The 22,285-nt window shown below is 70.4% G+C and carries 18 protein-coding genes, 1 tRNA gene and 1 pseudogene; 12 read left to right on the forward strand and 8 right to left on the reverse strand.

Features of this window, described 5'->3' with window-relative positions:
• Positions 1-41: 41 nt before the first annotated feature.
• On the forward strand, positions 42-938 hold the full coding sequence (locus ACZ4S3_RS09710; RefSeq protein ID WP_467929166.1) for an ADP-ribosylglycohydrolase family protein: 897 nt from the start codon (positions 42-44) through the stop codon (positions 936-938).
• On the opposite strand, the gene ACZ4S3_RS09715 is transcribed toward ACZ4S3_RS09710, so the two are convergent.
• The 4 genes from ACZ4S3_RS09715 to ACZ4S3_RS09730 all read right to left on the reverse strand — a co-directional run bounded on the left by ACZ4S3_RS09715 (position 935) and on the right by ACZ4S3_RS09730 (position 5,248).
• The gene (locus ACZ4S3_RS09715; protein WP_467929734.1) at positions 935-1,756 is read right to left on the reverse strand and encodes an ABC transporter ATP-binding protein; all 822 of its coding nucleotides are present in this window, start codon (positions 1,754-1,756) and stop codon (positions 935-937) included. The two genes, ACZ4S3_RS09710 and ACZ4S3_RS09715, sit on opposite strands and share 4 nt — an antisense overlap.
• A gap of 78 nt (positions 1,757-1,834) precedes the next feature.
• Positions 1,835-2,296: an HD domain-containing protein gene (locus ACZ4S3_RS09720; RefSeq protein WP_467929169.1), complete on the reverse strand. Its 462-nt coding sequence runs from the start codon at positions 2,294-2,296 to the stop codon at positions 1,835-1,837.
• A gap of 4 nt (positions 2,297-2,300) precedes the next feature.
• Positions 2,301-3,776 (reverse strand): penicillin-binding transpeptidase domain-containing protein, encoded by a 1,476-nt coding sequence (locus tag ACZ4S3_RS09725; protein ID WP_467929174.1) that lies wholly within the window; start codon positions 3,774-3,776, stop codon positions 2,301-2,303.
• The gene (locus tag ACZ4S3_RS09730; protein ID WP_467929179.1) at positions 3,773-5,248 is read right to left on the reverse strand and encodes an FtsW/RodA/SpoVE family cell cycle protein; all 1,476 of its coding nucleotides are present in this window, start codon (positions 5,246-5,248) and stop codon (positions 3,773-3,775) included. Before ACZ4S3_RS09730 ends, ACZ4S3_RS09725 begins: the two co-directional genes overlap by 4 nt.
• Before the next feature lie 352 nt (positions 5,249-5,600).
• On the opposite strand from ACZ4S3_RS09730, the gene ACZ4S3_RS09735 reads away from it, so the two are divergent.
• Together ACZ4S3_RS09735 and ACZ4S3_RS09740 are read left to right on the forward strand one after the other, a co-directional pair.
• Positions 5,601-5,936 carry a nuclear transport factor 2 family protein gene (locus tag ACZ4S3_RS09735; protein ID WP_467929183.1) on the forward strand — a complete coding sequence of 112 codons (336 nt, stop codon included), beginning with the start codon at positions 5,601-5,603 and terminating at the stop codon, positions 5,934-5,936.
• Between the two features lie 327 nt (positions 5,937-6,263).
• Positions 6,264-7,556, forward strand: a complete 1,293-nt coding sequence (locus ACZ4S3_RS09740) for a cytochrome P450 (RefSeq protein ID WP_467929188.1) — start codon at positions 6,264-6,266, stop codon at positions 7,554-7,556.
• Between the two features lie 124 nt (positions 7,557-7,680).
• On the opposite strand, the gene ACZ4S3_RS09745 is transcribed toward ACZ4S3_RS09740, so the two are convergent.
• The 4 genes from ACZ4S3_RS09745 to ACZ4S3_RS09760 all read right to left on the reverse strand — a co-directional run bounded on the left by ACZ4S3_RS09745 (position 7,681) and on the right by ACZ4S3_RS09760 (position 10,788).
• The gene (locus tag ACZ4S3_RS09745) at positions 7,681-8,151 is read right to left on the reverse strand and encodes a hypothetical protein (RefSeq protein WP_467929191.1); all 471 of its coding nucleotides are present in this window, start codon (positions 8,149-8,151) and stop codon (positions 7,681-7,683) included.
• 197 nt (positions 8,152-8,348) lie between these two features.
• Positions 8,349-9,422, reverse strand: a complete 1,074-nt coding sequence (locus ACZ4S3_RS09750; protein WP_467929193.1) for a beta-propeller fold lactonase family protein — start codon at positions 9,420-9,422, stop codon at positions 8,349-8,351.
• A 199-nt stretch (positions 9,423-9,621) separates the two neighbouring features.
• The gene (locus tag ACZ4S3_RS09755) at positions 9,622-10,107 is read right to left on the reverse strand and encodes a hypothetical protein (RefSeq protein ID WP_467929194.1); all 486 of its coding nucleotides are present in this window, start codon (positions 10,105-10,107) and stop codon (positions 9,622-9,624) included.
• Between the two features lie 609 nt (positions 10,108-10,716).
• Positions 10,717-10,788, reverse strand: a tRNA-Arg gene (locus ACZ4S3_RS09760).
• A 153-nt stretch (positions 10,789-10,941) separates the two neighbouring features.
• Here ACZ4S3_RS09760 and ACZ4S3_RS09765 point away from each other — a divergent pair.
• From ACZ4S3_RS09765 to rpmE, 9 genes and pseudogenes are all read left to right on the forward strand, one after another.
• Positions 10,942-11,442 (forward strand): annotated as a pseudogene (locus tag ACZ4S3_RS09765) (response regulator); the annotation flags it as partial.
• A 222-nt stretch (positions 11,443-11,664) separates the two neighbouring features.
• Complete coding sequence (gene nrtL / locus ACZ4S3_RS09770; protein ID WP_467929196.1) at positions 11,665-12,666, forward strand: ArgS-related anticodon-binding protein NrtL; 1,002 nt, start codon at positions 11,665-11,667, stop codon at positions 12,664-12,666.
• Between the two features lie 27 nt (positions 12,667-12,693).
• On the forward strand, positions 12,694-14,085 hold the full coding sequence (gene lysA, locus ACZ4S3_RS09775; RefSeq protein ID WP_467929200.1) for a diaminopimelate decarboxylase: 1,392 nt from the start codon (positions 12,694-12,696) through the stop codon (positions 14,083-14,085).
• Between the two features lie 138 nt (positions 14,086-14,223).
• Positions 14,224-15,516, forward strand: coding sequence for a homoserine dehydrogenase (locus ACZ4S3_RS09780; RefSeq protein ID WP_467929204.1), 1,293 nt, complete (start codon positions 14,224-14,226; stop codon positions 15,514-15,516).
• Between the two features lie 8 nt (positions 15,517-15,524).
• A complete protein-coding gene (thrC, locus tag ACZ4S3_RS09785; protein WP_467929208.1) occupies positions 15,525-16,601 on the forward strand; it encodes a threonine synthase in 1,077 nt (358 codons plus the stop codon).
• Between the two features lie 339 nt (positions 16,602-16,940).
• Positions 16,941-17,858 carry a homoserine kinase gene (gene thrB, locus ACZ4S3_RS09790; RefSeq protein ID WP_467929212.1) on the forward strand — a complete coding sequence of 306 codons (918 nt, stop codon included), beginning with the start codon at positions 16,941-16,943 and terminating at the stop codon, positions 17,856-17,858.
• Between the two features lie 376 nt (positions 17,859-18,234).
• Positions 18,235-20,292, forward strand: coding sequence for a transcription termination factor Rho (gene rho, locus ACZ4S3_RS09795; RefSeq protein WP_467929215.1), 2,058 nt, complete (start codon positions 18,235-18,237; stop codon positions 20,290-20,292).
• 368 nt (positions 20,293-20,660) lie between these two features.
• Positions 20,661-21,785 (forward strand): LCP family protein, encoded by a 1,125-nt coding sequence (locus tag ACZ4S3_RS09800; protein ID WP_467929220.1) that lies wholly within the window; start codon positions 20,661-20,663, stop codon positions 21,783-21,785.
• Positions 21,786-21,983: 198 nt separating this feature from the next.
• Positions 21,984-22,205 (forward strand): 50S ribosomal protein L31, encoded by a 222-nt coding sequence (rpmE, locus tag ACZ4S3_RS09805; protein ID WP_467929224.1) that lies wholly within the window; start codon positions 21,984-21,986, stop codon positions 22,203-22,205.
• Positions 22,206-22,285 lie beyond the last annotated feature (80 nt).

The raw sequence follows: 22,285 nt of genomic DNA on the forward strand, positions 1-22,285 counted from the left end.
ATCCCCGGCCGCCGCCCTTCCCGGCGTGGCAGGATCCCCGCATGGATGACCGACGACGGGACGCGGCGTACCGGAGCATCGAGGGGCTGGCGTTCGGTGACGCCTTCGGGGAGCGCTTCTTCCGGATTTTCCGCCCGATGGACGAGTCCCGGGCACTGATCGCGGCCCGCCGCACCCCGCCCGACCCGCACTGGCACTGGACCGACGACACCGCCATGGCGGCGGATCTGCTCGCCGTCCTGGAGGAGCACGGCGAGGTGGCGTCGCAGCCGCTGGCCGAGCGGTTCGCCGCCACCTACGAGGCCGACCCGGGACGCGGCTACGGCTCCGGTATGCATGCCCTGCTGTCCCGCGTCGCCGCCACCCCCGACGCATGGGAGTCGCTGGCCGCCGCCCTCTTCGGCGGCGAGGGCAGCCTCGGCAACGGCGCCGCAATGCGGGTCGCCCCGCTCGGGGCCTGGTTCCACGACGACCTCGACCGCGCCGTCGAACAGGCCGCCCGCTCCGCCTCCGTCACCCACGCCCACCCCGAGGGCATCGCGGGCGCGGTGGCGGTGGCCGTGGCGGCGGCCCTCTCGGCCCGCGGCGAGATACCGGCGCTCGCCGCGGTCGCCGCCCGCACCCCCGACGGCCCGGTCCGGCAGGGCCTGCTGCGCGCCGCCGGACTGCCCCTGGAGACCGACCCCGTCGCGGCCTCCGGCCTGCTCGGCAGCGGCCACCGGATCCGCGCCGACGACACCGTCCCGTATGCCCTGTGGTGCGCCGCCCGGCACGCCGACGACCTCCCGGCCGCGCTCTGGGCGACGGCCGCGGGCCTGGGCGACGTGGACACCACCTGCGCCATCGCGGGCGGGGTGGTGGCGGCCCGTACGGGCACGGGCGCGCTGCCCGCGGAGTGGTCGAAGCGGCGCGAGGCGCTGCCCCACGCCGGCGGCTAGCGCTTGCCCGACCGCGCCATCCAGCGCCCCTCGTGCCGGGACACCTCGATCGGCCGGCCGAAGCACGCCGTCATCCGCGCGCCGGTCAGCACCTCGGCCACCGGGCCGCGCGCCTGGACCCGCCCGTCGCGCAGCAGCAGGGCGTGACCGATGGCGGGGGAGAGCTCCTCCAGATGGTGGGTGACCGTCACGGTAGCCAACTCCGGCCGCCCCAGGGCCAGTTGATGCAGGGAGTCGATCAGGTCCTCGCGGGAGGGCAGGTCGAGCGCGTTGAACGGCTCGTCGAGCAGCAGCAGTGACGGGTCGGACATCAGCGCGCGGGCGATCAGGATCCGGGCCCGCTGGCCGCCCGAACACACTCCGTACGGGCGGTCCGCGAGCTCCTTGCAGTCCAGCTCGGCGAGCAGCTCATGGGCGCGCTCGCGGGTGGCCGCGTCGTACTTGCGCCACAGCGGCTGCACGGTGCCGGTCGCGCCGGTCAGTACGACGGTGTGCCCGGTCGCGTCCTGCGGAACCTTCTGCGCACTGGAGACCAGACCGATGACGGCGCGCAGCTCGCGGACGTCCACCTTGCCGAGCCGGTGCCCGAGCACCTCGACGGTGCCGACGGTGGGGAACATCAGCGCGCCGATGAGACGCAGGATGGTCGTCTTGCCCGCGCCGTTCGCGCCGAGCAGGGCCCAGTGCTCACCGGAGCGCACGCTCCAGTCGATGGCGTCGAGGATGACCTGGTCGGTGGTGTAGCGGCGGACGCCTACGCCGTCCAGTGCGGCGATCACGTGGGCGGCCGGCGCGTCCGAAGGCTGCGTGGGGCTCATCGCTTGGGTCATCGCCGCAGAGTAGTTGTGCACGGCACCTTGTTGCGGAAGCGTCCGGTGCGTGGACCCGGCGACGGCCTACCGCAGCCCCAACAGGGCCCGCACCCTTGCGTACTTGGCCGTCAGCCGCTCCCGCGTCGGGGCGTCCAGCACGGCCAGCCGGGCCGGATCCGCGTTGTGCGCGAGGTCGGACTCCTTGACCAGCAGCGCGCCGGGCGTGGCCAGGATCCGGGCGGTGTACTCCTCGACCGGCTCGCCCGCCTGCTTGGTGACGGCGAGGACCATCGCCTTGGTCACCCCGCTCAGCGCCGCACCGGCCAGCCACTCCCGGCTCAGCGCGTCGTCCTCGACGGCGTCGTGCAGCCAGGCCGCCGCGATCTGCTCCTCGCTGCCGCCCCGCTCCCGTACCCCCGCGGCGACCGCGGCCAGATGCTCGGCGTACGGGCGGCCCGCCTTGTCGGTCTGGCCCTCATGCGCGCGCCGGGCCAGCGCCTCGACCTCGGCGAGCGACAGCGGCGCGGGGGGAGTCGTTTCCGTCATACGGTCATTGTGGCGCGCGTCCGTCGTCCCGCAGCGCGGCCGCCATCACCGCGCGGGCGATCGGCGCCGCGATACTGCCGCCGCTGATGTCCGACCGGTCCGCGGCGGCGTCCTCGACCACCACGGCCACCGCCACCGACGGCTCACTGTGGTCCTTCGCCCTCGCCCAGGAGATGAACCAGGCGTACGGCACCCCCTCGTTGCGCATTCCGTGCTGCGCCGTACCGGTCTTCCCGCCGACGGTGGCGCCCTTGATGGCGGCCTGCTTCCCGCTCCCGTGCTCGACGACGTCGATCATCATGTCCTGGAGCCGCTCGGCGACGGCCGGCCCCATCGCCTGGCGTGCGGGCGCCCGCGGCCCGGCGTCCAGGGCGGTTCCCCGGGCATTGGCCATGCCGTCGACCAGATACGGCGGTGTCAGAATCCCGTCGTTGGCGACCGCCGCCGCCACCATCGCCATCTGCAGCGGTGTGGCAGTGGTGTCGAACTGCCCGATCGCCGACAGCGCGACCTGCGAGGCGTCCATCTGCGTCCCGAAGGTGCTCGGTGCCACCAGGGAGGGGATGCGCAGCTGCCGGTCATTGAACCCGAACCGCTCGGCGGTGTCCGCCATGGCGTGCAGCCCGACCTGGGCACCCAGCCGCGCGAACACCGTGTTGCAGGAGATACGGAAGGCGTCCTTGAGGCTGGCGTTGTGGCAGCCCTTCGCCGAGTTGCCCAGGCGGGTGGCCGTGCCGGGCAGGGTGTACGGATCGGGAGTGTCCGTGGGGGCGTCGATATCGGTCACCGCACGGCTCTCCAGCGCCGCCGCCGCGGTGAGGACCTTGAAGACGGAGCCCGGCGGATACGTCTTGCGGATGGCCCGGTTGAGCATCGGCCGCCGGGCGGCGCGGGTCAGCCGCCGCCAGCTGCCGCTGACCGAAGTGCCGTTTCCGGAAAGGGCGTTGGGGTCGTACGAGGGCGTGCTGGCCAGCGCCAGGATCCGCCCGGTACGCGGCTCGATCGCGGCCACCGCGCCCTTCTTGCGGCCGAGCCCGCGGAACGCGGCGCGCTGCATCGCGGGGTGGATGCTGGTGGCGATGCTGCCGCCCTGCCGGTGGCCGCGGGTCAGCCGGTCCCACCAGGGGAAGGTGGCGAGCCGGCCGTCGGTGCCGGCCAGAATGCCGTCCTCGGCGCGCTCGAGCAGGGAGGTGCCGTAGAGCTGCGAGGAGTAGCCGGTGACCGGCGCGTACAGGGGGCCGTCGGTGTACGTCCGCTCGTAGCGCAGCCGGCCGCCGCTGTCCCGGGAGCCGGTGACGGGCCGGCCCGCGACGAGCACGGCGCCGCGCGGCTGGGCGTAACGGGCCAAAGCGGCACGGCGGTTGGCCGGATTGGCGGTGTACGCGTCGGCTTCCCAGACCTGCACCCGGGCCGCGTTGACCAGCAGCGCGAGCAGGAGGAGGGCGGAGATGACGGCGGTCTGCCGGATGCAGCGGTTCACCGGCGGCGCTCCGGCTCCCGGCCGCCGGGCCGGCCCGTCTCCGGCCGCGCCCGTCCCCGTACCCGCTCGGGCCCGGGTACCCGCTCGGGCCCCCGCGCCCGCCCCCGTTCGGGCCCCCGTACCCGCTCGGGCCCCCGCGCCCGGTCACTGATCCGCGCCAGCAGCGCCACAATGATCCAGTTCGTCACGACCGACGACCCGCCCTGCGCCAGGAACGGCAACGCCATTCCCGTCAGCGGGATCAGCCCCATCACTCCGCCCGCGATGACGAAGACCTGGACGGCGGGCAGCACGGCGAGGCCCACGGCCAGCAGCCCGCCGAAGGGTTCGCGGATGCCGAGGGCGGCGCGGAAACCGCACCCCACCAGCAGCGCGTACAGCACGAACAGTGCGCTCAGCCCGGCCAGCCCCAGCTCCTCGCCGAACGTCGCCAGCACGAAGTCCGACTTCATCGCGAACCCGATCAGCGCCGAGTCGCCCTGTCCCAGCCCGGTCCCCAGCAGCCCGCCCGCCGCGAACGCGAACAGCGACTGGGCGAGCTGCCCCGGCCCGTCGCCCGCCGCGATCCCCGCGAACGGATGCAGCCAGTCCTCCACCCGCCCGTGCACATGCGGCTCCAGCGTCCCGACCGCCGCCGCGCCCACCCCCGCCAGCAACAGCCCCACCGCAAGCCACCCGATCCGCCCGGTGGCCACATAGAGCAGGACCACAAAGATCCCGAAGAACAGCAGTGAGGTACCCAGGTCCCTCTCCAGCACCAGCACGCCCACGCTGACCAGCCAGATCGCCACGACCGGCCCGAGCACCCGGCCGGCCGGCAGCCGCAGACTCCACACCGTGCGCCCGGTGACATTCAGCGCACCGCGGTGCGCGGCGAGGTAGGCCGCGAAGAAGACGGTGATGAGCACCTTGGCGAACTCGCCGGGCTGCAGCGAGAGCCCCGCCACCCGGATCCAGATCTTGGCGCCGTTGATGGCCGGGAACGCGATCGGCGCGACCATCAGAAGCAGCGCGAGGGCCGCACAGAGCGAGGCGTGGCGCTGCAGCATCCGTTGGTCGCGCAGCAGGACCACCACACCGATGAACAGCCCGACGCCGACCGTGGACCACACCAGCTGGGCGGGCGCGGCATGGTTGCCGGGCGTCTCCAGATCGAGCCGGAAGATCAGCACCAGGCCGAGACCGTTGAGCAGTACGGCGATGGGGAGCAGCAGCGGATCGGCGTACGGCGCGCGCAGGCGTACGGCGAGATGGGCGAGCAGGGCGAGGGCGCCGAGGCCGGCGCCGTATTCGGCCGCGCCGCGCGGGACGGCATGGCCGGTGGCGAGCCCCACGGCCAGATACCCGCAGACGCTGATGAACACGGCGCCCATCAGGAGGCCCAGTTCGATGCCGCGCTGCTTGGGCGGCAGCGGCAAGGGTGGGGGAGTGTCCGCGGGGCGCGCGGGGGCCGCCGGTGCCGTTGCCGTCATGCCAGGCAACGTAGCAAGCGGCGAGCCATATATCCGTTATGTCGCACCCGACGTTCGGGGCCGGGGTGGGCGGCCGAACAGGCGGGCGGTTGGGCGACCGGACGGCCCCCGGGTTCAGCCGCTACGTCCAGGAGCGCACGTCCGGCACGGCCACCGCCCGCCCCCGCTTCCGCCCCCGCTCCCGGAGCGAAACCGCCGCGGCCCTCTCCCGTACAGCGCGCGCCCCGGACCCCGGCCGCGCGCACCCACGGCGCCGGATGACCCACGGAATTTTCGCCGTCCGGCCGACCGGGACGTTCGCCACGGACGGAATCCTCTGCCGCACCGTCCGGAATGCGATGGGCCAAGGGTCATGACGACACCCGGCATCCCCGCCGTCCGGGCGGACTTCCTCCACCGCTGCTACGAGACCTTCAACACTCAGGACGACCGGGACGTCGAAGCGTTCACCCGCGCCCACTTCCACCCGGACGTGGACCGGCCCAACGTCGCGGCAGGCACCCGACTGCACGGCATCGACGCCGTCTTGTCCTACTGGCGGGCCCAATTCGCCGTCCGGGTGCGCCCGGGAGCCCGCGACGCCCACGGCGGCGACCACTGGTCGGAGCGGACCCTCCAGCACCTCTGCAGCTTCCGTGACGACAAGGTGGCGCACATGGCAGTACGCGAGGACGAGGCGGCTCAGTGATCTCCGCGATTCCGGTGCCGCCCCCGCTCGTTCCGTGAACGCCCCCAAAGACAGTTTGTAAACTCGTCCGGAGGACCTGAACGACCCGACCGAACTCAACAAACAGACCGAAAAGACCGAAAAGTGGAAGGCCGAGCTCGTCACGCCGCTGCGGACGACCGACAACATCGGTCGGTGGCATGGACCTACGCCATGACCACCGCAGGCGAGGGGCTATGGCGTATGTCTCATCCGTGCACGCCGAGTGGAGGTCCCGCGCCGTCTCGGCCCCCATGGGCCGCGGAGCGCGGGTGACCGACCCCCTCGACGAAAGGCAGTATTAGCGTCATGACGACTCTCCGTTCCCGGATCATCGCCTGGGCCGGCCGCATGTATCTGGCGAGAACGCGCAAGAAGGGCTTCGACCTGTCTCGAATGTCTTTCTTGCCCGAGTCCGTCCTGATGCCCTTGCGCCGCGATGGGCTCAACCCCGTAGGCGATTTGGGGGTCATCCGGGAGAAGGAGCCGATCACCAAGCTTCCGGTGCCGATAGCCGCCAACGTCTGGCTGGTCACCGGCTACGACGAAGTCAAGGCGGTACTCGGGAAGGCCAATGCCTTCAGCTCGGACTTCACCAACCTCGTGGGCAGCGCCGGTGCCGGCGCCGAACAGAACCCCGGCGGCCTCGGCTTCGCGGACCCGCCCGTCCACACCAGACTCCGCCGCCTCCTCACCCCCGAATTCACGATGCGCCGCCTCGGCCGCCTCACCCCCCGCATCCACGAGATCGTCGAAGAACGCCTCGACGCCATGGAAGCGGCGGGCAAAAACGGCGACCCGGTCGACATCGTCCAGCATTTCGCCCTCCCCATCCCCTCCCTCGTCATTTGCGAACTCCTCGGTGTCCCTTACGAGGACCGCGCCGACTTCGAACGCCTCAGCGCCGCCCGATTCGACCTCTTCAGCGGCGCAAATGCGTCCTTCGGTGCCATATCCGAATCCCTCTCCTACTTCCGGGACATCGTCAAGAAGCAGCGCGAGAATCCGGGCGACGGCCTGCTCGGCATGATCGTCAAGGAACACGGTGACTCGGTCAGCGACGAAGAACTGGCCGGCCTGGCCGACGGCGTCCTGACCGGCGGCTTCGAAACCACCGCCAGCATGCTGGCCCTCGGCGCCCTGGTCCTCCTCCAGGACCCCGAACACTTCGCGGCCCTCGAGAACGACGACAACGACGTCGTGGAACGCTACGTCGAGGAGCTGCTCCGCTACCTCACCGTCGTCCAGGTCGCCTTCCCCCGCTTCGCCCGCGAGGACATCGAAATCGGCGGTATTCAGATCGCCTCCGGCGACGTCGTCCTCTGCTCCCTCAGCGGCGCCGACCGGGACGGCAAACTCGGTCCGGAAATGGAACAGTTCGACCCCTCCCGTAACGTTCCCTCCCACCTCGCCTTCGGCTACGGAATACACCGCTGCGTCGGCGCCGAACTGGCCCGTATGGAACTCCGCGCCGCCTATCCCGCCCTGGTCCGCCGCTTCCCCCACATGCGCCTGGCCGCCAAGCCCGAGGAGCTCGAATTCCGAAAGCTGTCGATCGTCTACGGAATCGAATCGCTCCCCGTCCGCCTCGACGCCAACTGACCGGACGGCCGGGCCCTTTCTCCCTCCGCCTTCCTTCCCCCTGACCGGGCACCTGGCCGAACCGGCCCGGCGCCCGGTCATTCCATTCCACCGCGCGAATCCGCGGGTACGGGTCCCGGCGCGGTCATCCCGCCGGGAGGAACAGGGTCATCCGCCCCCACGCGCCCATGCCAAGGACCACGACCGGAACGCACCACCACGGCCGCAGCCACCGCAGGGCGACGGCGAGGACGGCGACGGGAGCCGTGCAGAGGGTGAACGCGAGACCGATCCGGCTGAACAAATGGATATGGTCAAAGGCTTGATGGTCCCAGGGGCCGAGCGGATGGGACACATAGGAAATGGCAGTCGCAAGCCCCGCCGCAAGAAAGCCGCCGACCAGCACCAGCCCGGACAGGGCCCGAGCAATTACCGTAAGCCGAGAGCGGACCAGGCTTTCCGCCTCGCTTCGCGCCGACGGCGCATTCATCCCGGCATTCATCGCTTCCCCCGAAGTTGGACAACGTTCCCGGCCCGCGAGCGAGCATGCCATGCACCGCGCAACGGCAAAGAGCCGGACCCAGTGACACTGGATCCGGCTCTTGAAGTCCGGCACTTCAGCACCTCAGCGGGATGCTCACGCTGCTCCTGCTGGAGTGCCCCGGCAGGATGCGAACCCGCGCACCCGGCTCGAAGAACCGGCGCCAGGATCCCCGCCACGACGTAGGACGCGTCCTCGTACCGGTCAACCCCACAGCCGCCCACGCGTCACAAGGCGGGAACCGGTCGCGGCTCATGGGGTCACTGTCAAGTTCAGCGTGGGGTGATGGCGATGCCTTCGGGCTCGTGTCCCGTCGGCAGGGTGAAGCGGACCCGCCGGGCGAAGGGATCGATGACCGACACGGTGTCGGATTGTTCGTTGGTCACCCACACCCGCCGGCCGTCAGGGGTGATGGCGACACCCTGCGGCTGGACGCCGACGGGGACGTGGGCGACGATGCGGCGGGCGGGGATGTCGATGATCAACAGGCAGTCCCGGGCCGAATCGGCGACGTAAAGGTGTCTGCCGTCGGGGCTGACCGCGTTTCCCAGCGGCGCACGGCCGCCCGGCAGGGTGGCCACCACGCTCTCGGTGTGCGGGTCGATGACCGACACCGTGCCGGAACCGGTGTTGGAGACATACACCTGGTGGCCGGAGAGCGACGAACTGATCCCGCTGGGAAAGTCTCCCACCTGGATGTGCCGGATCGAATGCCAGTGCGGGTCGAGCACGGACACCGAGCCACCGCCGTTGTCGGTCACGTACGCGCGGCCGTCCGGCACCGTGGTGATGCTGTGCGGCAGCCGCCCCGCCGGCACGGTGGTGATCACGTGCCGGGCCCGGACGTTGATGACCGAGACCGTGTCCGAGCCGAAGTTGGCCACCAGCACATGGCGGCCGTCGCGGGTCGGCACCGCCGCGAAGGGCCGGCGCTGGACCCGCACGGTGGCCGTGACCAGCCGGGAGCCGGTGCCGACGAAGGAAACGGTGTCGGAACGGCTGTTGGCGACGTAGACCGCCTCGCCGTCCGGATCCACTCCTACGCCCGTCGGGCTGTGGCCCACTTGGACGGCCCCGAGCCGGCTCTCCAGACGGGTGTCATAAACCGAGAGGGTCGTCGAGCCGCTGTTGGCCACGTAGGCGCTGACGCGCACGGGATAGCGGGCCCGGCGTCCGGCCGCGGGGTTCGCCGGCGAGCCGGCCGCGACGAGTAGGCAGGGCAGCAACAGGGCGGCGGCCGAGCTCCAACAGAGGCGACGGCTGCGGCGGGACAGTGACGGTGTGGTCGGACGGTGCCGGCCCGGCGCCTTGCCGGGCGGGGCGCTGGCCAGGGGAAAACGGTGCATGGCTCTCCTGGAGCACTAGTGATCATTACGGGTCCACAAGATCAGGGATCTTGGGATCCCGCAGTCGCGCTACCGGCCAGCCAGCCCTTGTCCATGCCCCGGGCGAGTGAACCGCAACCGGCCACGGAAGCGGTCTCTGCCGCCTACCGCTGCCGGAGTGCCGGCCGGAGTCGTGCCGATCGGCCGCGTCGGGCTGGGGTCACAGCGCGGCAGCCCGCCCGCGCACCAGGAGGTTCTGCGTCCCCAGGCCGATCGCCAGGTACGCGTACAGCGACACGGTCCCCAGTACCCCGGCCCCGGCCGCGTGGTCGATCCACAGGCCCAGCCCGAGGTGCACGCCCACCGAGGCCAGCCACAGCCCGGTAGTGGCCGCCGTCCCCTTGCGCAGCACCTCGCCCTCGGGACCGTGCCAGACTCGTACGGTCCGCGCCCTGGCCATGCCGAAGCCCGCTGCGACGGCCAGGCTCCCCACCAGGAGGACGACAGGCAGCGCGGTCAGCGGGTGGGCCCTGGCGACCGTGGAGACGCCGAAGGCGATCCCCGCGGCGCCCAGGACACCGAGGACCACCGGGGTGATCAACGAGCCGTTGCGCCGCACCGGACGGGTGCGCAACTGCCGTCGCACCACCAGCCCGACGACCAGCGCGGCGATGACGAGGGAGGCCCCGCCGTTCGTACTCTGCATGTCAACTCCCCGTAGTGGCGCTGCGCTTGGGCGGCAGCGCCGTACCGCCCATTGTGCGCGGACGCTCGCCAAGGCCCTTGAAGGGGTCCCCCGGCGCACCTGGTCTCCACCGGGCAGCAGAGCGATAACCTCAAAGCCCCCACTCAATGGGGTATCGAGTTCCCGGCGGGTCCATTCAGTCCTGAGGTAATCCATTGAATGTGCGGCAAGGGAAACGTCACACTGAGTAAGTGTGTCCGGTCCGGAAAACGATAATTACCGGCAATCCCGCAATGAATATGGAAACGCCAGGCTTTTGGTTGCCGAATGAAGCCAGGAGCGTCCCGAAGGGCTATCTCGCCATGCGCCGCAGGGCGATGCTCTCGAAATGCTGAGACTCGGCCGGCAGGTAATGTCTGCCGGATGAAGCCCAGTTGGGGCCGACCGGAGGTGACGCCGGCCATTGCGGCGTTGCCCCTGGAACACCAGGGCCTCCTGGCCCTCACTCGCCACTCACGCGCGATCAGGGCGCAGCAACGACAAAGAGCCGGACCCAGTGGAACTGGATCCGGCTCTTGAAGTCCGGCACTTCAGCAGGTCAGCGGGTTGATCACGCTGTTCCGGCTGGAGTGCCCCCGGCAGGATTCGAACCTGCGCACACGGCTCCGGAGGCCGTTGCTCTATCCCCTGAGCTACGGGGGCGTTGCCGCCTGTGTTCTTGCGGCGACGGGTAGAACCTTACCAGCTCTGATGGGGTGTTCAGGAACAGGGTTTTGCGGGGTGGAAGAGCGGGGTCGGAGGGGCCGTAGCGCATCCGGCGGGTGTGCCGGCGGTGGTCGTGCAAAGGTCCCTCGCATGGGGGCGGAAGTGGGCAAAACCGGGACGCAGCCGCAGGTGGGCCCCTACTCTCATGGTGTGCCTGGCTTGTCCGGTCGGATCCTCGTTGTCGATGACAACAAGGTGATCCGGCAGTTGATCAGGGTCAATCTCGAGCTGGAGGGCTTCGAGGTCGTGACCGCGGCTGATGGTGCCGAATGTCTGGATGTCGTGCACCACGTGAGACCTGATGTCGTGACCCTCGATGTCGTGATGCCGCGGCTGAATGGTCTGCACACCGCGGCGCGATTGCGGTCCGATCCGCGGACGTGGGATATCCCCATCGCCATCGTCAGCGCGTGCACCCAGGGTGAGGTGGACAACGGCGAGTGGGTGGGCGTCGATGCCTTCCTGGCGAAGCCGTTCGAGCCGACCGAGCTGGTGCGGACCGTGGGCATGCTCGTCCGCGAGGGGCGGCAGCGGGAGCGCGGGGCCGACGGCGAGGGTGAGGGGCCGGGCGGGGCCGAGGGCGCGAGCATCGGCGTGGAGGCCGGGGTGCAGGTCGGCGGGAGCGCGGCGAGGGTGCGCGCCGAGCTGGAGGACGTGGACCTCGATGTCGAGGTGGAGGCGGGCGTGGAGACGGCCGGGGGGTCGGAGGCCGCGGCCCGGCCCGGCGGCTGAGTGAGCCCGCCGGCTGCGTAAAGGTGTCCACAGGGCGAAACCGGTCGCGTGACCGGGGGCCTTCTCCCATACGCTTGTCCCGTGACCCCCGCTGAGCTCTCCCGTACCGTCCTGCGCTCCGTGCGTGGTGCCGTGGACGAGAAGGAGCTCTCCGTTCCGGTGCCGGCGCGGATCGTGGTGCGACCGCCGCGGCGGGCCGGGTGCGGGGACTACGCCTCCAGCGTCGCGCTGCAGCTCGCCAAGGAGGCGGGACGGCCGGCCCGGGAGGTCGCCGAGATTCTGCGGAAGCGGCTGGTGGGGAGCGCCGGGATAGCCCGGGTGGAGATCGCCGGGCCGGGGTTCTTGAATTTCACGCTGGGGGACGGTGCGCAGACCGCGCTCGTAAGGGATGTGCTGACCCGGGGCGCCCGCTATGGGGAGCGTGCGCCGGGGGAGGCCCTCGTCGACGGGCCGGTGCCCGGTGGGGCCCGCGGACTCGTCGTCGCCGAGGCGCTGCGGCGGATCGTTGCGGCGGCCGGGATGGCGGACCCGAAGAGGCCCGTTCCAGAGTCGGCGCCCGCCGAGGCGGACGCGGCGGAGCTTGCCGGGATGGTTGCCCGGCTGGGGCAGGACGAGACGCGCTGGGCCTTGCTGCGGCCCGCGGCGCGCGATGCGGTGCGGTTGCCCGAGCGGCCGGTGCAGCGGGAGGAAAACCCGCGGTTCCGGGTGCAGTACGCGTACGCGAGGACGCGGGCGCTGGTGCGTAATGCGCAGGATCTCGGGTTCGCGAGCGAGCCCGGGGAGGTCACCTCGGCGGACCCCCGGTCCGGCCCCGCCACCCAGCCCCTGGCCGCCCTCCTGGCCACCTACCCCGCCACCGTCGAGGCCGCCGCCCGGCACCGCGCACCGGACCGGATGGTGCGGCATCTGGAGGCGACGGCGGACGCGTTCTTCCGGTGGCACGAGATGTGCCCGCCGCTGCCCGTCGGGGAGCAGAAACCCTTGGCCGTGCACCGCGCCCGGCTGGCCCTTGCCGAGGCCGCCGGAACGGTGCTTGCCAACGGCCTGCGTCTGCTCGGCATCTCCGCTCCCGAATATCTGTGATTTGAAATTGAGGGGATCCTCGCTGTCATGAGTCGTTCCGCGCATCCTGCAGGGCCCAGGCATGCTGACGTGCTGCCCGAGGGGCACTACGCCGGGCCGCCCGCCGATCTCAACACCCTTGACCCGCGCGTCTGGTCCCGTACCGTCCGGCGCAATGCCGACGGTGTGGTGACCGTCGGCGGACTGGACGTCCGTGCGCTTGCCGAGGAATTCGGTACGCCGGCGTATTTCCTGGACGAGGACGACTTCCGGGCGCGCTGCCGCGCCTGGAAGGACGCCTTCGGGCCGGGGGCCGATGTCTTCTACGCCGGGAAGGCGTTCCTCTCCCGGGCCATCGTGCGGTGGCTGAACGAAGAAGGGCTGAATCTCGACGTCTGCTCCGGGGGAGAACTCGCCACGGCGCTCGCGGCGGGGATGCCCGCGGAGCGGATCGCGCTGCACGGCAACAACAAGAGCACCGAGGAAATCACCCGGGCCGTGGAGGCCGGCGTCGGGCGGATCGTTCTCGACTCCTTCCAGGAGATGGTGCGGGTCGCGCATATCGCGGAGCGGCTGGGCAAGCGGCAGCGGGTGCAGATCCGGGTCACGGTCGGTGTCGAGGCGCATACGCACGAATTCATCGCGACCGCGCACGAGGACCAGAAGTTCGGGATCGCACTGGCGGGCGGGCAGGCCGCCGAGGCCGTACGGCGGGCGCTGAAGCTGGACGGCCTGGAACTCATCGGCATCCACAGCCACATCGGGTCGCAGATCTTCGACATGGCGGGGTTCGAGGTTTCCGCCCGCCGGGTGGTGCAGCTGCTGACGGAGGTGCGGGACGAGCACGGCGTCGAGCTGCCGGAGATCGATCTCGGCGGCGGGCTGGGCATCGCGTACACCTCGGACGACGATCCGCGCGAGCCGCACGAGATCGCGAAGGCACTGACCGAGATCGTGACGAAGGAGTGCGAGGCCGCCGGGCTGGGTGTGCCGCGGCTGTCCGTCGAGCCGGGACGGGCGATCGTCGGACCGACGGCGTTCACGCTGTACGAGGTCGGCACGGTCAAGGAGCTGGAAGGCCTGCGGACGTATGTGTCCGTGGACGGCGGGATGTCGGACAACATCCGCACGGCGCTGTACGACGCGGAGTACAGCGTGGCCCTGGTGTCCCGGGTCTCGGACGCCGAGCCGATGCTGTCGCGGGTGGTCGGCAAGCACTGCGAGAGCGGGGACATCGTCGTCCGGGATGCGTTCCTGCCCAGCGACGTGGCGCCGGGCGACCTGCTCGCGGTGCCCGCCACGGGGGCGTACTGCCGGTCCATGGCGAGCAACTACAACCACGCGCTGCGGCCGCCCGTCGTGGCGGTCACCAACGGCGAGGCCAGGGTGATCGTCCGGCGGGAGACGGAGGAAGATCTCCTGCGGTTGGATGTCGGGTAGGGCCGGATTCGCGGGGCCGGGCCCCGGATGAAATAAATGTCTCGGCATCTGGACGACAGGCGGAATCCGCCGTCCGGTGCGTGAGACTGGTGCATGAGCAAGCTGAAATATCGCTGATCGATGAGAAGCAGGGGTCGAATGATGCGTACGCGTCCGCTGAAGGTGGCGCTGCTGGGCTGTGGTGTTGTCGGCTCAGAGGTGGCGCGCATCATGACGACGCACGCCGACGACCTCGCCGCCCGGATCGGCGCGCCCGTGGAGCTCGCCGGGATCGCCGTCCGCCGCCCCGACAGGGTGCGCGACGGCATCCCGGCCGAGCTCGTCACCACGGATGCGACCGCCCTGGTCAAACGCGGCGACATCGATGTGGTGGTGGAGGTCATCGGCGGGATCGAGCCCGCCAGGGGACTCATCACCACGGCCTTCGAGCACGGCGCGAGTGTGGTTTCGGCCAATAAGGCGCTGGTGGCCGCGGACGGTGCCGCGCTGCATGCGGCGGCCGAGGCCAATGGCGCGGACCTCTATTACGAGGCCGCGGTGGCCGGCGCGATCCCGCTGGTGCGGCCGCTGCGCGAATCGCTGGCCGGCGACAAGGTCAACCGCGTGCTCGGCATCGTCAACGGCACCACCAACTTCATTCTCGACAAGATGGATTCGACGGGCGCCGGCTACAGCGAGGCGCTGGACGAGGCGACCGCGCTGGGCTACGCCGAGGCCGACCCGACCGCCGATGTCGAGGGCTTCGACGCCGCCGCCAAGGCCGCGATCCTGGCCGGTATCGCCTTCCACACCCGCGTCACCATCGACGACGTCCACCGCGAGGGACTGACCGAGGTCACCGCGGCCGATATCGCCTCCGCCAAGCGGATGGGCTGCACGGTCAAGCTGCTCGCCATCTGCGAGCGGGCGGCGGACGGCGCGTCCGTCACGGCCCGGGTGCATCCCGCGATGATCCCGCTCACGCATCCGCTCGCCTCGGTACGCGAGGCGTACAACGCGGTCTTCATCGAGGCCGACGCGGCCGGGCAGCTGATGTTCTACGGTCCCGGCGCGGGCGGTTCACCGACCGCCTCCGCGGTCCTCGGTGACCTCGTCGCGGTCTGCCGCAACAAGGTCGCCGGCACCACCGGGCCGGGTGAGTCCGCGTACACGCGGCTGCCCGTCAGCCCGATGGGCGAAGTCGTCACGCGGTACCACATCAGTCTCGACGTGGCCGACAAGCCCGGCGTTCTTGCGCAGGTCGCGACGGTCTTCGCCGAACACGGCGTATCGATCGATACGGTCCGTCAGTCGGGCAAGGACGGCGAGGCATCTCTCGTCGTCGTCACCCACCGAGCGGCCGACGCGGCCTTGTCGTCGACCGTCGGGGCACTGCGCGAGCTGGACACCGTCCGCGGTGTCGCCAGCATCATGCGGGTCGAAGGGGAGTAAAGGAACCCATGTCTGCCAATTCCACCGCGAGCCGTCAGTGGCGCGGAATCATCGAGGAATACCGTGACCGGCTGCCGGTCAGCGACACGACCGAGGTCGTCACCCTCCGGGAGGGCGGCACCCCCCTCGTACCGGCCCAGGTGCTCTCCGAGCGCACCGGCTGCGAGGTGCACCTCAAGGTCGAGGGTGCCAACCCCACCGGTTCCTTCAAGGACCGCGGGATGACGATGGCCATCACCCGCGCCAAGGAGGAGGGCGCCAAGGCGGTCATCTGTGCCTCCACGGGCAACACCTCCGCCTCGGCCGCCGCCTACGCGGTGCGCGCCGGGATGGTCTGCGCGGTGCTCGTCCCGCAGGGCAAGATCGCGCTCGGCAAGATGGGCCAGGCGCTGGTGCACGGCGCGAAGATCCTGCAGATCGACGGGAATTTCGACGACTGTCTGACGCTGGCCCGGGGCCTGTCCGACAACTACCCGGTCGCACTTGTGAACTCCGTGAACCCGGTGCGCATCGAGGGCCAGAAGACCGCCGCCTTCGAAATCGTCGACATGCTCGACGACGCGCCCGACATTCACGTGCTGCCCGTCGGCAACGCCGGCAACATCACGGCGTACTGGAAGGGCTACCAGGAGTACGCCGCCGACGGCATCGCCTCCCGTACCCCGCGGATGTGGGGCTTCCAGGCCTCCGGCAGCGCGCCGATCGTGCGCGGCGAGGTCGTCAAGGACCCGCACACCATCGCCACCGCGATCCGGATCGGCAACCCCGCGTCGTGGGCGTTCGCCGAGCGGGCGCGGGATGAGTCGGGCGGCTTCATCGACGAGGTGACCGATCGTCAGATCCTGGCCGCCTACCGGCTGTTGGCCTCCCAGGAGGGCGTCTTCGTCGAGCCCGCCTCGGCCGCGTCCGTCGCCGGTCTGCTCAAGGCCGCCGAAGAGGGCAAGGTCGACCCCGGCCAGAAGATCGTCTGCACGGTCACCGGCAACGGCCTCAAGGACCCGGACTGGGCGGTGGCCGGTGCGCCGCAGCCGGTCACGATCCCGATCGACGCGAACGCCGCCGCCGAGCGGCTGGGCCTGGCGTGATCCGCGGTCCGTACCGGCAGCTCCTGCCCGTACGGACCAAGGGTGCGGGGGCGGCCGTCGCCCCCGCAACTCGCCGAACAGCAAATTGTGCAAAGGCTGCAAAGCCGGAAGAGACGGCGCTGGGGCACAGGAAGCGCGCGACACGCATCGTGCGCCTCCTGTGCGCCCTATGTCGCCACAGAACCTTCCTTCGATAGGCTGGCAGCCAACTCCCCTCCCCACGGCATAACGCAGTGGTGCGCAGGGCAGGTCAGAACAGACCCCATGAGCCGTCCGGGCGCCTCGGTGCCGGTGTTCTGGGGCAGTACCGCAGCATCAATCAAGGAGAGTCATCGAGCGATGGCCGGTCCCGCGTTCCGCGCCGCCGCCGTCCGGGTGCGCACCCCCGCTTCCAGCGCCAATCTCGGTCCCGGCTTCGACGCCTTCGGCCTTTCCCTGGGCCTTTATGACGATGTCGTGGTGCGCGTCGCCGACTCCGGTCTGCACGTCGACATCGCAGGTGAGGGCACCGACACCCTCCCGCGTGACGAGAGCCATCTGCTCGTACGGTCGATGCGCACCGCATTCGACCTGCTCGGCGGACAGCCGCGCGGCCTGGAAATCGTCTGCGCCAACCGCATCCCGCACGGCCGCGGCCTGGGCTCCTCGTCGGCCGCCATCTGCGCCGGCATCGTCGCCGCCCGCGCCGTGACGATAGGCGGCGAGCAGAAGCTCGACGACACCGCGCTGCTGGAGCTGGCCACCGAGATCGAGGGCCACCCCGATAATGTCGCCGCCTGCCTGATGGGCGGATTCACGCTCGCCTGGATGGACACCGGAACCGCGCGGGCGATCCGGATGGATCCCGCCGATTCCATCGTTCCGGTGGTCTTCGTGCCCGGAAAACCGGTGCTCACCGAGACCGCCCGTGGACTGTTGCCGCGTACCGTCCCCCATGTGGACGCCGCGGCCAACGCCGGCCGTGCCGCACTGCTCGTCGAGGCCCTGACCAGGCGCCCCGAGCTGCTGCTTGCCGCGACCGAGGACCGACTTCACCAGGAATACCGCGCCCCCGCGATGCCGGAGAGTGTGGCCCTGGTGAACCGACTGCGCGCGGACGGCGTCCCTGCAGTCATCTCCGGTGCGGGCCCCACCGTGCTCGCGCTGGTCGAGGATGCGGTGGCCGACAAGGTTGCCGCGGCGGCGGGTGAGGGGTGGGCGGCCAACCGGCTGACCCTCGACGCGGTGGGCACCTGCGTGCTGCCGCTCGCCGGGTGATCACGCGTGTGATCGACTGATTGCCGGTCTTGGAGAGGGGGAATGTTTGTTGGATCCGGTAGTGTTAACCTCAAGTCAGTACCCGACGCCTGAGTGGCGCGGTGCTTGGTGTCCCCAGTCGGGACCACTTTCTTCCGGGAGCCTCCCAAACTGCTTGGAGCAATGGCCTGAGCAGAAGTGAGCACGCTCCGGAATCGGCGTGGCGTCATGAGTCACTCTGCATCTCTTCACGCCGGAACCATGAATTGATCTTTCCGCCATTTCCGGCGGGACCACCGCCCCGGCCAGGTCCGCAAGACCAAGGACATCGAGCCGGACAGCACAACCCGGTCGCCGAGCCAGACAGGCCGACGCCCGCTCCAGGGAAGGACCCTTCGTGAGCGACACCACCGATCTGATGGGCGTGCGCACCGATGGCAGTGCCACCGCGCCCGCCACGGACGCTCCCGCCGCGCCCGCAACCACGCGGCGCCGCCGTTCTGGCACCGGCCTTGACGGCATGGTCCTGGCAGAGCTGCAGCAGGTTGCCTCCGGCCTCGGCATCAAGGGCACCGCGCGGATGCGCAAGAGCCAGCTGATCGAGGTCATCAAGGAGAAGCAGGCTGGGGGCTCCGGCGCCGCGGCCAAGGCCGACGCGCCCGCCGCCACCGAGACCAAGCCGAAGCGCCGTACGACCTCCAAGGCCCGTACGGGCGAGGACACGGCCGGCAAGAGCGCCGACAAGGCCGCCAAGGGCGACAAGGCCGCCGAGCAGCCCGCGGCCGCTCAGCAGCAGATCGAGATCCCCGGCCAGCCCGTCAGCGACGAGCAGCCGGCCGGCGAGCGCCGCCGGCGCCGGGCCACCGCCGCGGCGGGCAGCCCCGAGGCCGCTTCCGGCGACGTCCGGACCGACACCAAGGTCGAGGCGAAGACCGAGGTCAAGACGGAAGCCAAGACCGACACCACGGTGCAGGAGACCGGCGAGAGCCGGCCGGGCAAGGACCGCCAGGACCGTGGCGACCGTCAGGACCGCCAGCAGAAGGGCGACCGCGGTGACCGCGGCCAGCGCGGCCAGCGCGACCGTGACCGCGGCGACCGCGGCGACCGCCGCAAGAGTGACGCGGGCGACGGCGGCGGCCAGGGCGGCAACCGTCAGCGGGACAACCGCGACAACCGCGACAACCGCCGTCAGGATGACGACGACGACTTCGAGGGCGGCCGCCGGGGCCGTCGCGGGCGCTACCGCGACCGCCGTGGCCGTCGTGGCGGCCGCGAGGAATTCGGCAACGAGCCGCAGGTGACCGAGGACGACGTCCTGATCCCGGTCGCGGGCATCCTCGACATCCTCGACAACTACGCGTTCATCCGGACCTCCGGCTACCTGCCCGGGCCGAACGACGTGTACGTCTCGCTCGCCCAGGTCCGTAAGAACGGTCTGCGCAAGGGTGACCACGTCACCGGTGCGGTCCGTCAGCCCAAGGACGGCGAGCGGCGCGAGAAGTTCAACGCGCTGGTGCGGCTCGACACCGTCAACAGCGTGGCGCCCGAACAGGGCCGCCAGCGGCCCGAGTTCGGGAAGCTGACGCCCCTGTACCCGCAGGAGCGGCTGCGCCTGGAGGGTGAGTCGGGCGGCCTGACGACCCGGATCATCGATCTGGTCACGCCGATCGGCAAGGGCCAGCGTGGTCTGATCGTGGCCCCGCCGAAGACCGGCAAGACCATGATCATGCAGGCGATCGCCAACTCGATCACCCGCAACAACCCCGAGTGCCACCTGATGGTCGTCCTGGTCGACGAGCGTCCGGAAGAGGTCACCGACATGCAGCGGTCGGTCAAGGGCGAGGTCATCTCCTCGACCTTCGACCGCCCGGCCGAGGACCACACCACCGTCGCCGAGCTGGCCATCGAGCGCGCCAAGCGTCTCGTGGAGCTGGGTCACGACGTGGTCGTCCTGCTGGACTCCATCACCCGTCTGGGCCGCGCGTACAACCTCGCGGCGCCCGCCTCCGGCCGCATCCTGTCCGGTGGTGTCGACTCGACCGCGCTCTACCCGCCGAAGCGCTTCTTCGGTGCCGCGCGCAACATCGAGGACGGCGGTTCGCTGACCATCCTGGCCACCGCGCTGGTCGAGACCGGCTCGCGGATGGACGAGGTGATCTTCGAGGAGTTCAAGGGCACCGGCAACCTGGAGCTCAAGCTCGACCGCAAGCTCTCCGACAAGCGGATCTTCCCGGCGGTGGACGTGGACGCGTCCAGCACCCGTAAGGAAGAGATCCTGATGGGCAGCGACGAGCTCTCCGTCGTCTGGAAGCTGCGCCGGGTGCTGCACGCGCTGGACCAGCAGCAGGCCATCGAGCTGCTGCTGGACAAGATGAAGCAGACGAAGTCCAACGCGGAGTTCCTGCTCCAGATCCAGAAGACGACACCGGGTATGGGCGGCAACGGCAACGACTGACGCCCTGGCGACGACCCTCGCGGAGCCCTCCTCACCCCTGTGGGTGGGGAGGGCTCCGTGCTGTCCGCTCTCCGGTGTGACCTGGGCCGCCCCGAGCGGCCGCGGCGGAGCCCCGTCTGAGACCTTCCGCACAGGCGTGTGCACCGCACAACCGTTCACGCAATGTCCGAAAACGGGCCGAAATCGCAGGTGAGAAGGACGAAAGTCCCGGGTCGCAGCGCGCCGGCCGGTCCCTTTTCTAAGAAAGGGCACACACCACGCTGTGCAACCCTTCCCGTCTACCTCCCGTCTGACCAGACACAACAAGCCGTGATGTACGGAGCACGGTGCGGCGAGGGGTAGCCGAGAGACCAAGGACTGAGGAGCAGATGGCGGACAGCAACGGGACCGCGAAGACGGCCGAAAGCCGTGCCCGCGGCATACGTGCCACGGGCCGCCGGCGCAGGGGACCGACCCGCCGCCGCCGGGCACTGACGATCACCCTGTGCACGCTGGTCAGCGTGGTACTGCTCGGCGCGGCCGGACTCGGATACGTCTACTTCAAGCTCAACGGCAACCTCAAGGGCGTCGACATCAACGCCGCCCTCGGCCACGACCGCCCCCAGAACGTCGACAACGGCTCGATGGACATCCTGGTAATGGGGTCGGACTCGCGGGCCGGCAAGAACGGCCAGTATGGCAAGGACGAGGGCGGAGCCCGCTCCGACACCGCGATGGTCGTGCACGTCTACAAGGGCCACCGGAAGGCCGGCGTGGTCAGCGTCCCGCGCGACACCATGATCAAGCGGCCGGACTGCACCAAGGACGGCAAGGTCGTCCCCGGTGCGCAGCGGGCGATGTTCAACACCGCCTACGAGGTCGGCGGCCCGGCATGCGCCGTCAAGACCGTCGAGTCGATCAGCGGGATCCGGATGGACCACTTCCTCGAGGTGGACTTCACCGGCTTCAAGAAGCTCATCAACGCGCTGGGCGGCGTGGACATCACCACCACCAAGCCGATCGACGACAACGACAGCCACCTGCACCTGCAGCCCGGCAAGCACACGTTGAACGGCGAGGACGCGCTCGGTCTCGTACGGACCCGGCACGGCGTCCCCGGCGGCGACGGCAGTGACCTGGGCCGTATCCAGCTCCAGCAGACGTTCATCAAGGCGCTGATGGACCAGGTCAAGAACGTCGGGGTGCTCACCAACCCCACCAAGCTGTACGACATCGCGGACACCGCCACCAAGGCCATCACCACCGACACCGACCTGAATTCGGTGGGTGAGCTGACCGGGCTGGCCAAGAGCCTGGGCTCCATCGGGTCGGACCACATCGACATGGTGACGCTGCCGGTGACGTACGACCCGGCCAACCCGGACCGGGTGGTGCCGCTGACCCGGCAGGCCAAGCAGGTCTGGGACGCGCTGCGGCAGGACAAGGCCATCCCGAAGGCCGCCATCAAGGGCTCGGCCGGTGACAAGGGTGGCACGAGCAAGTACGTGAAGTAGCCGCCGTCCGCGGTACCGGGGCCCCGCGGGCCCCCGTACCGGGGCGGGGAACGCAGGACGGGCGGGGTGGGGAATACCTGCGGACGTACCCCGGTTTTGGGAGATACGGCTAGTCCTGGCAGACTGGACCGTCGGCCCCGGTTCACGTGACGCAACCCGCGACACGACCCGGTGCACTCCCGAACCTAGGAGAATCCCTTGAAGCGCGACATCCACCCGGAGTACGTCGAGACCCAGGTCAGCTGCACCTGTGGCGCGTCGTTCACCACCCGTAGCACCGTTGCCGGCGGAAACATCCGCGCCGACATCTGCTCCGAGTGCCACCCGTTCTACACGGGCAAGCAGAAGATCATGGACACCGGCGGCCGCGTGGCCCGCTTCGAGGCCCGCTTCGGCAAGGCCGCAGCCGCCAAGAAGTAGCGACCCGCAAGGCGCCGGTCTCCGGTCGCCCCTGGACAGGGGTGACCGGACCGGCGTCTTTGTCGTCAGGCCTCCCGCCG

This window comes from Streptomyces sp. NPDC028368 (assembly GCF_055565615.1).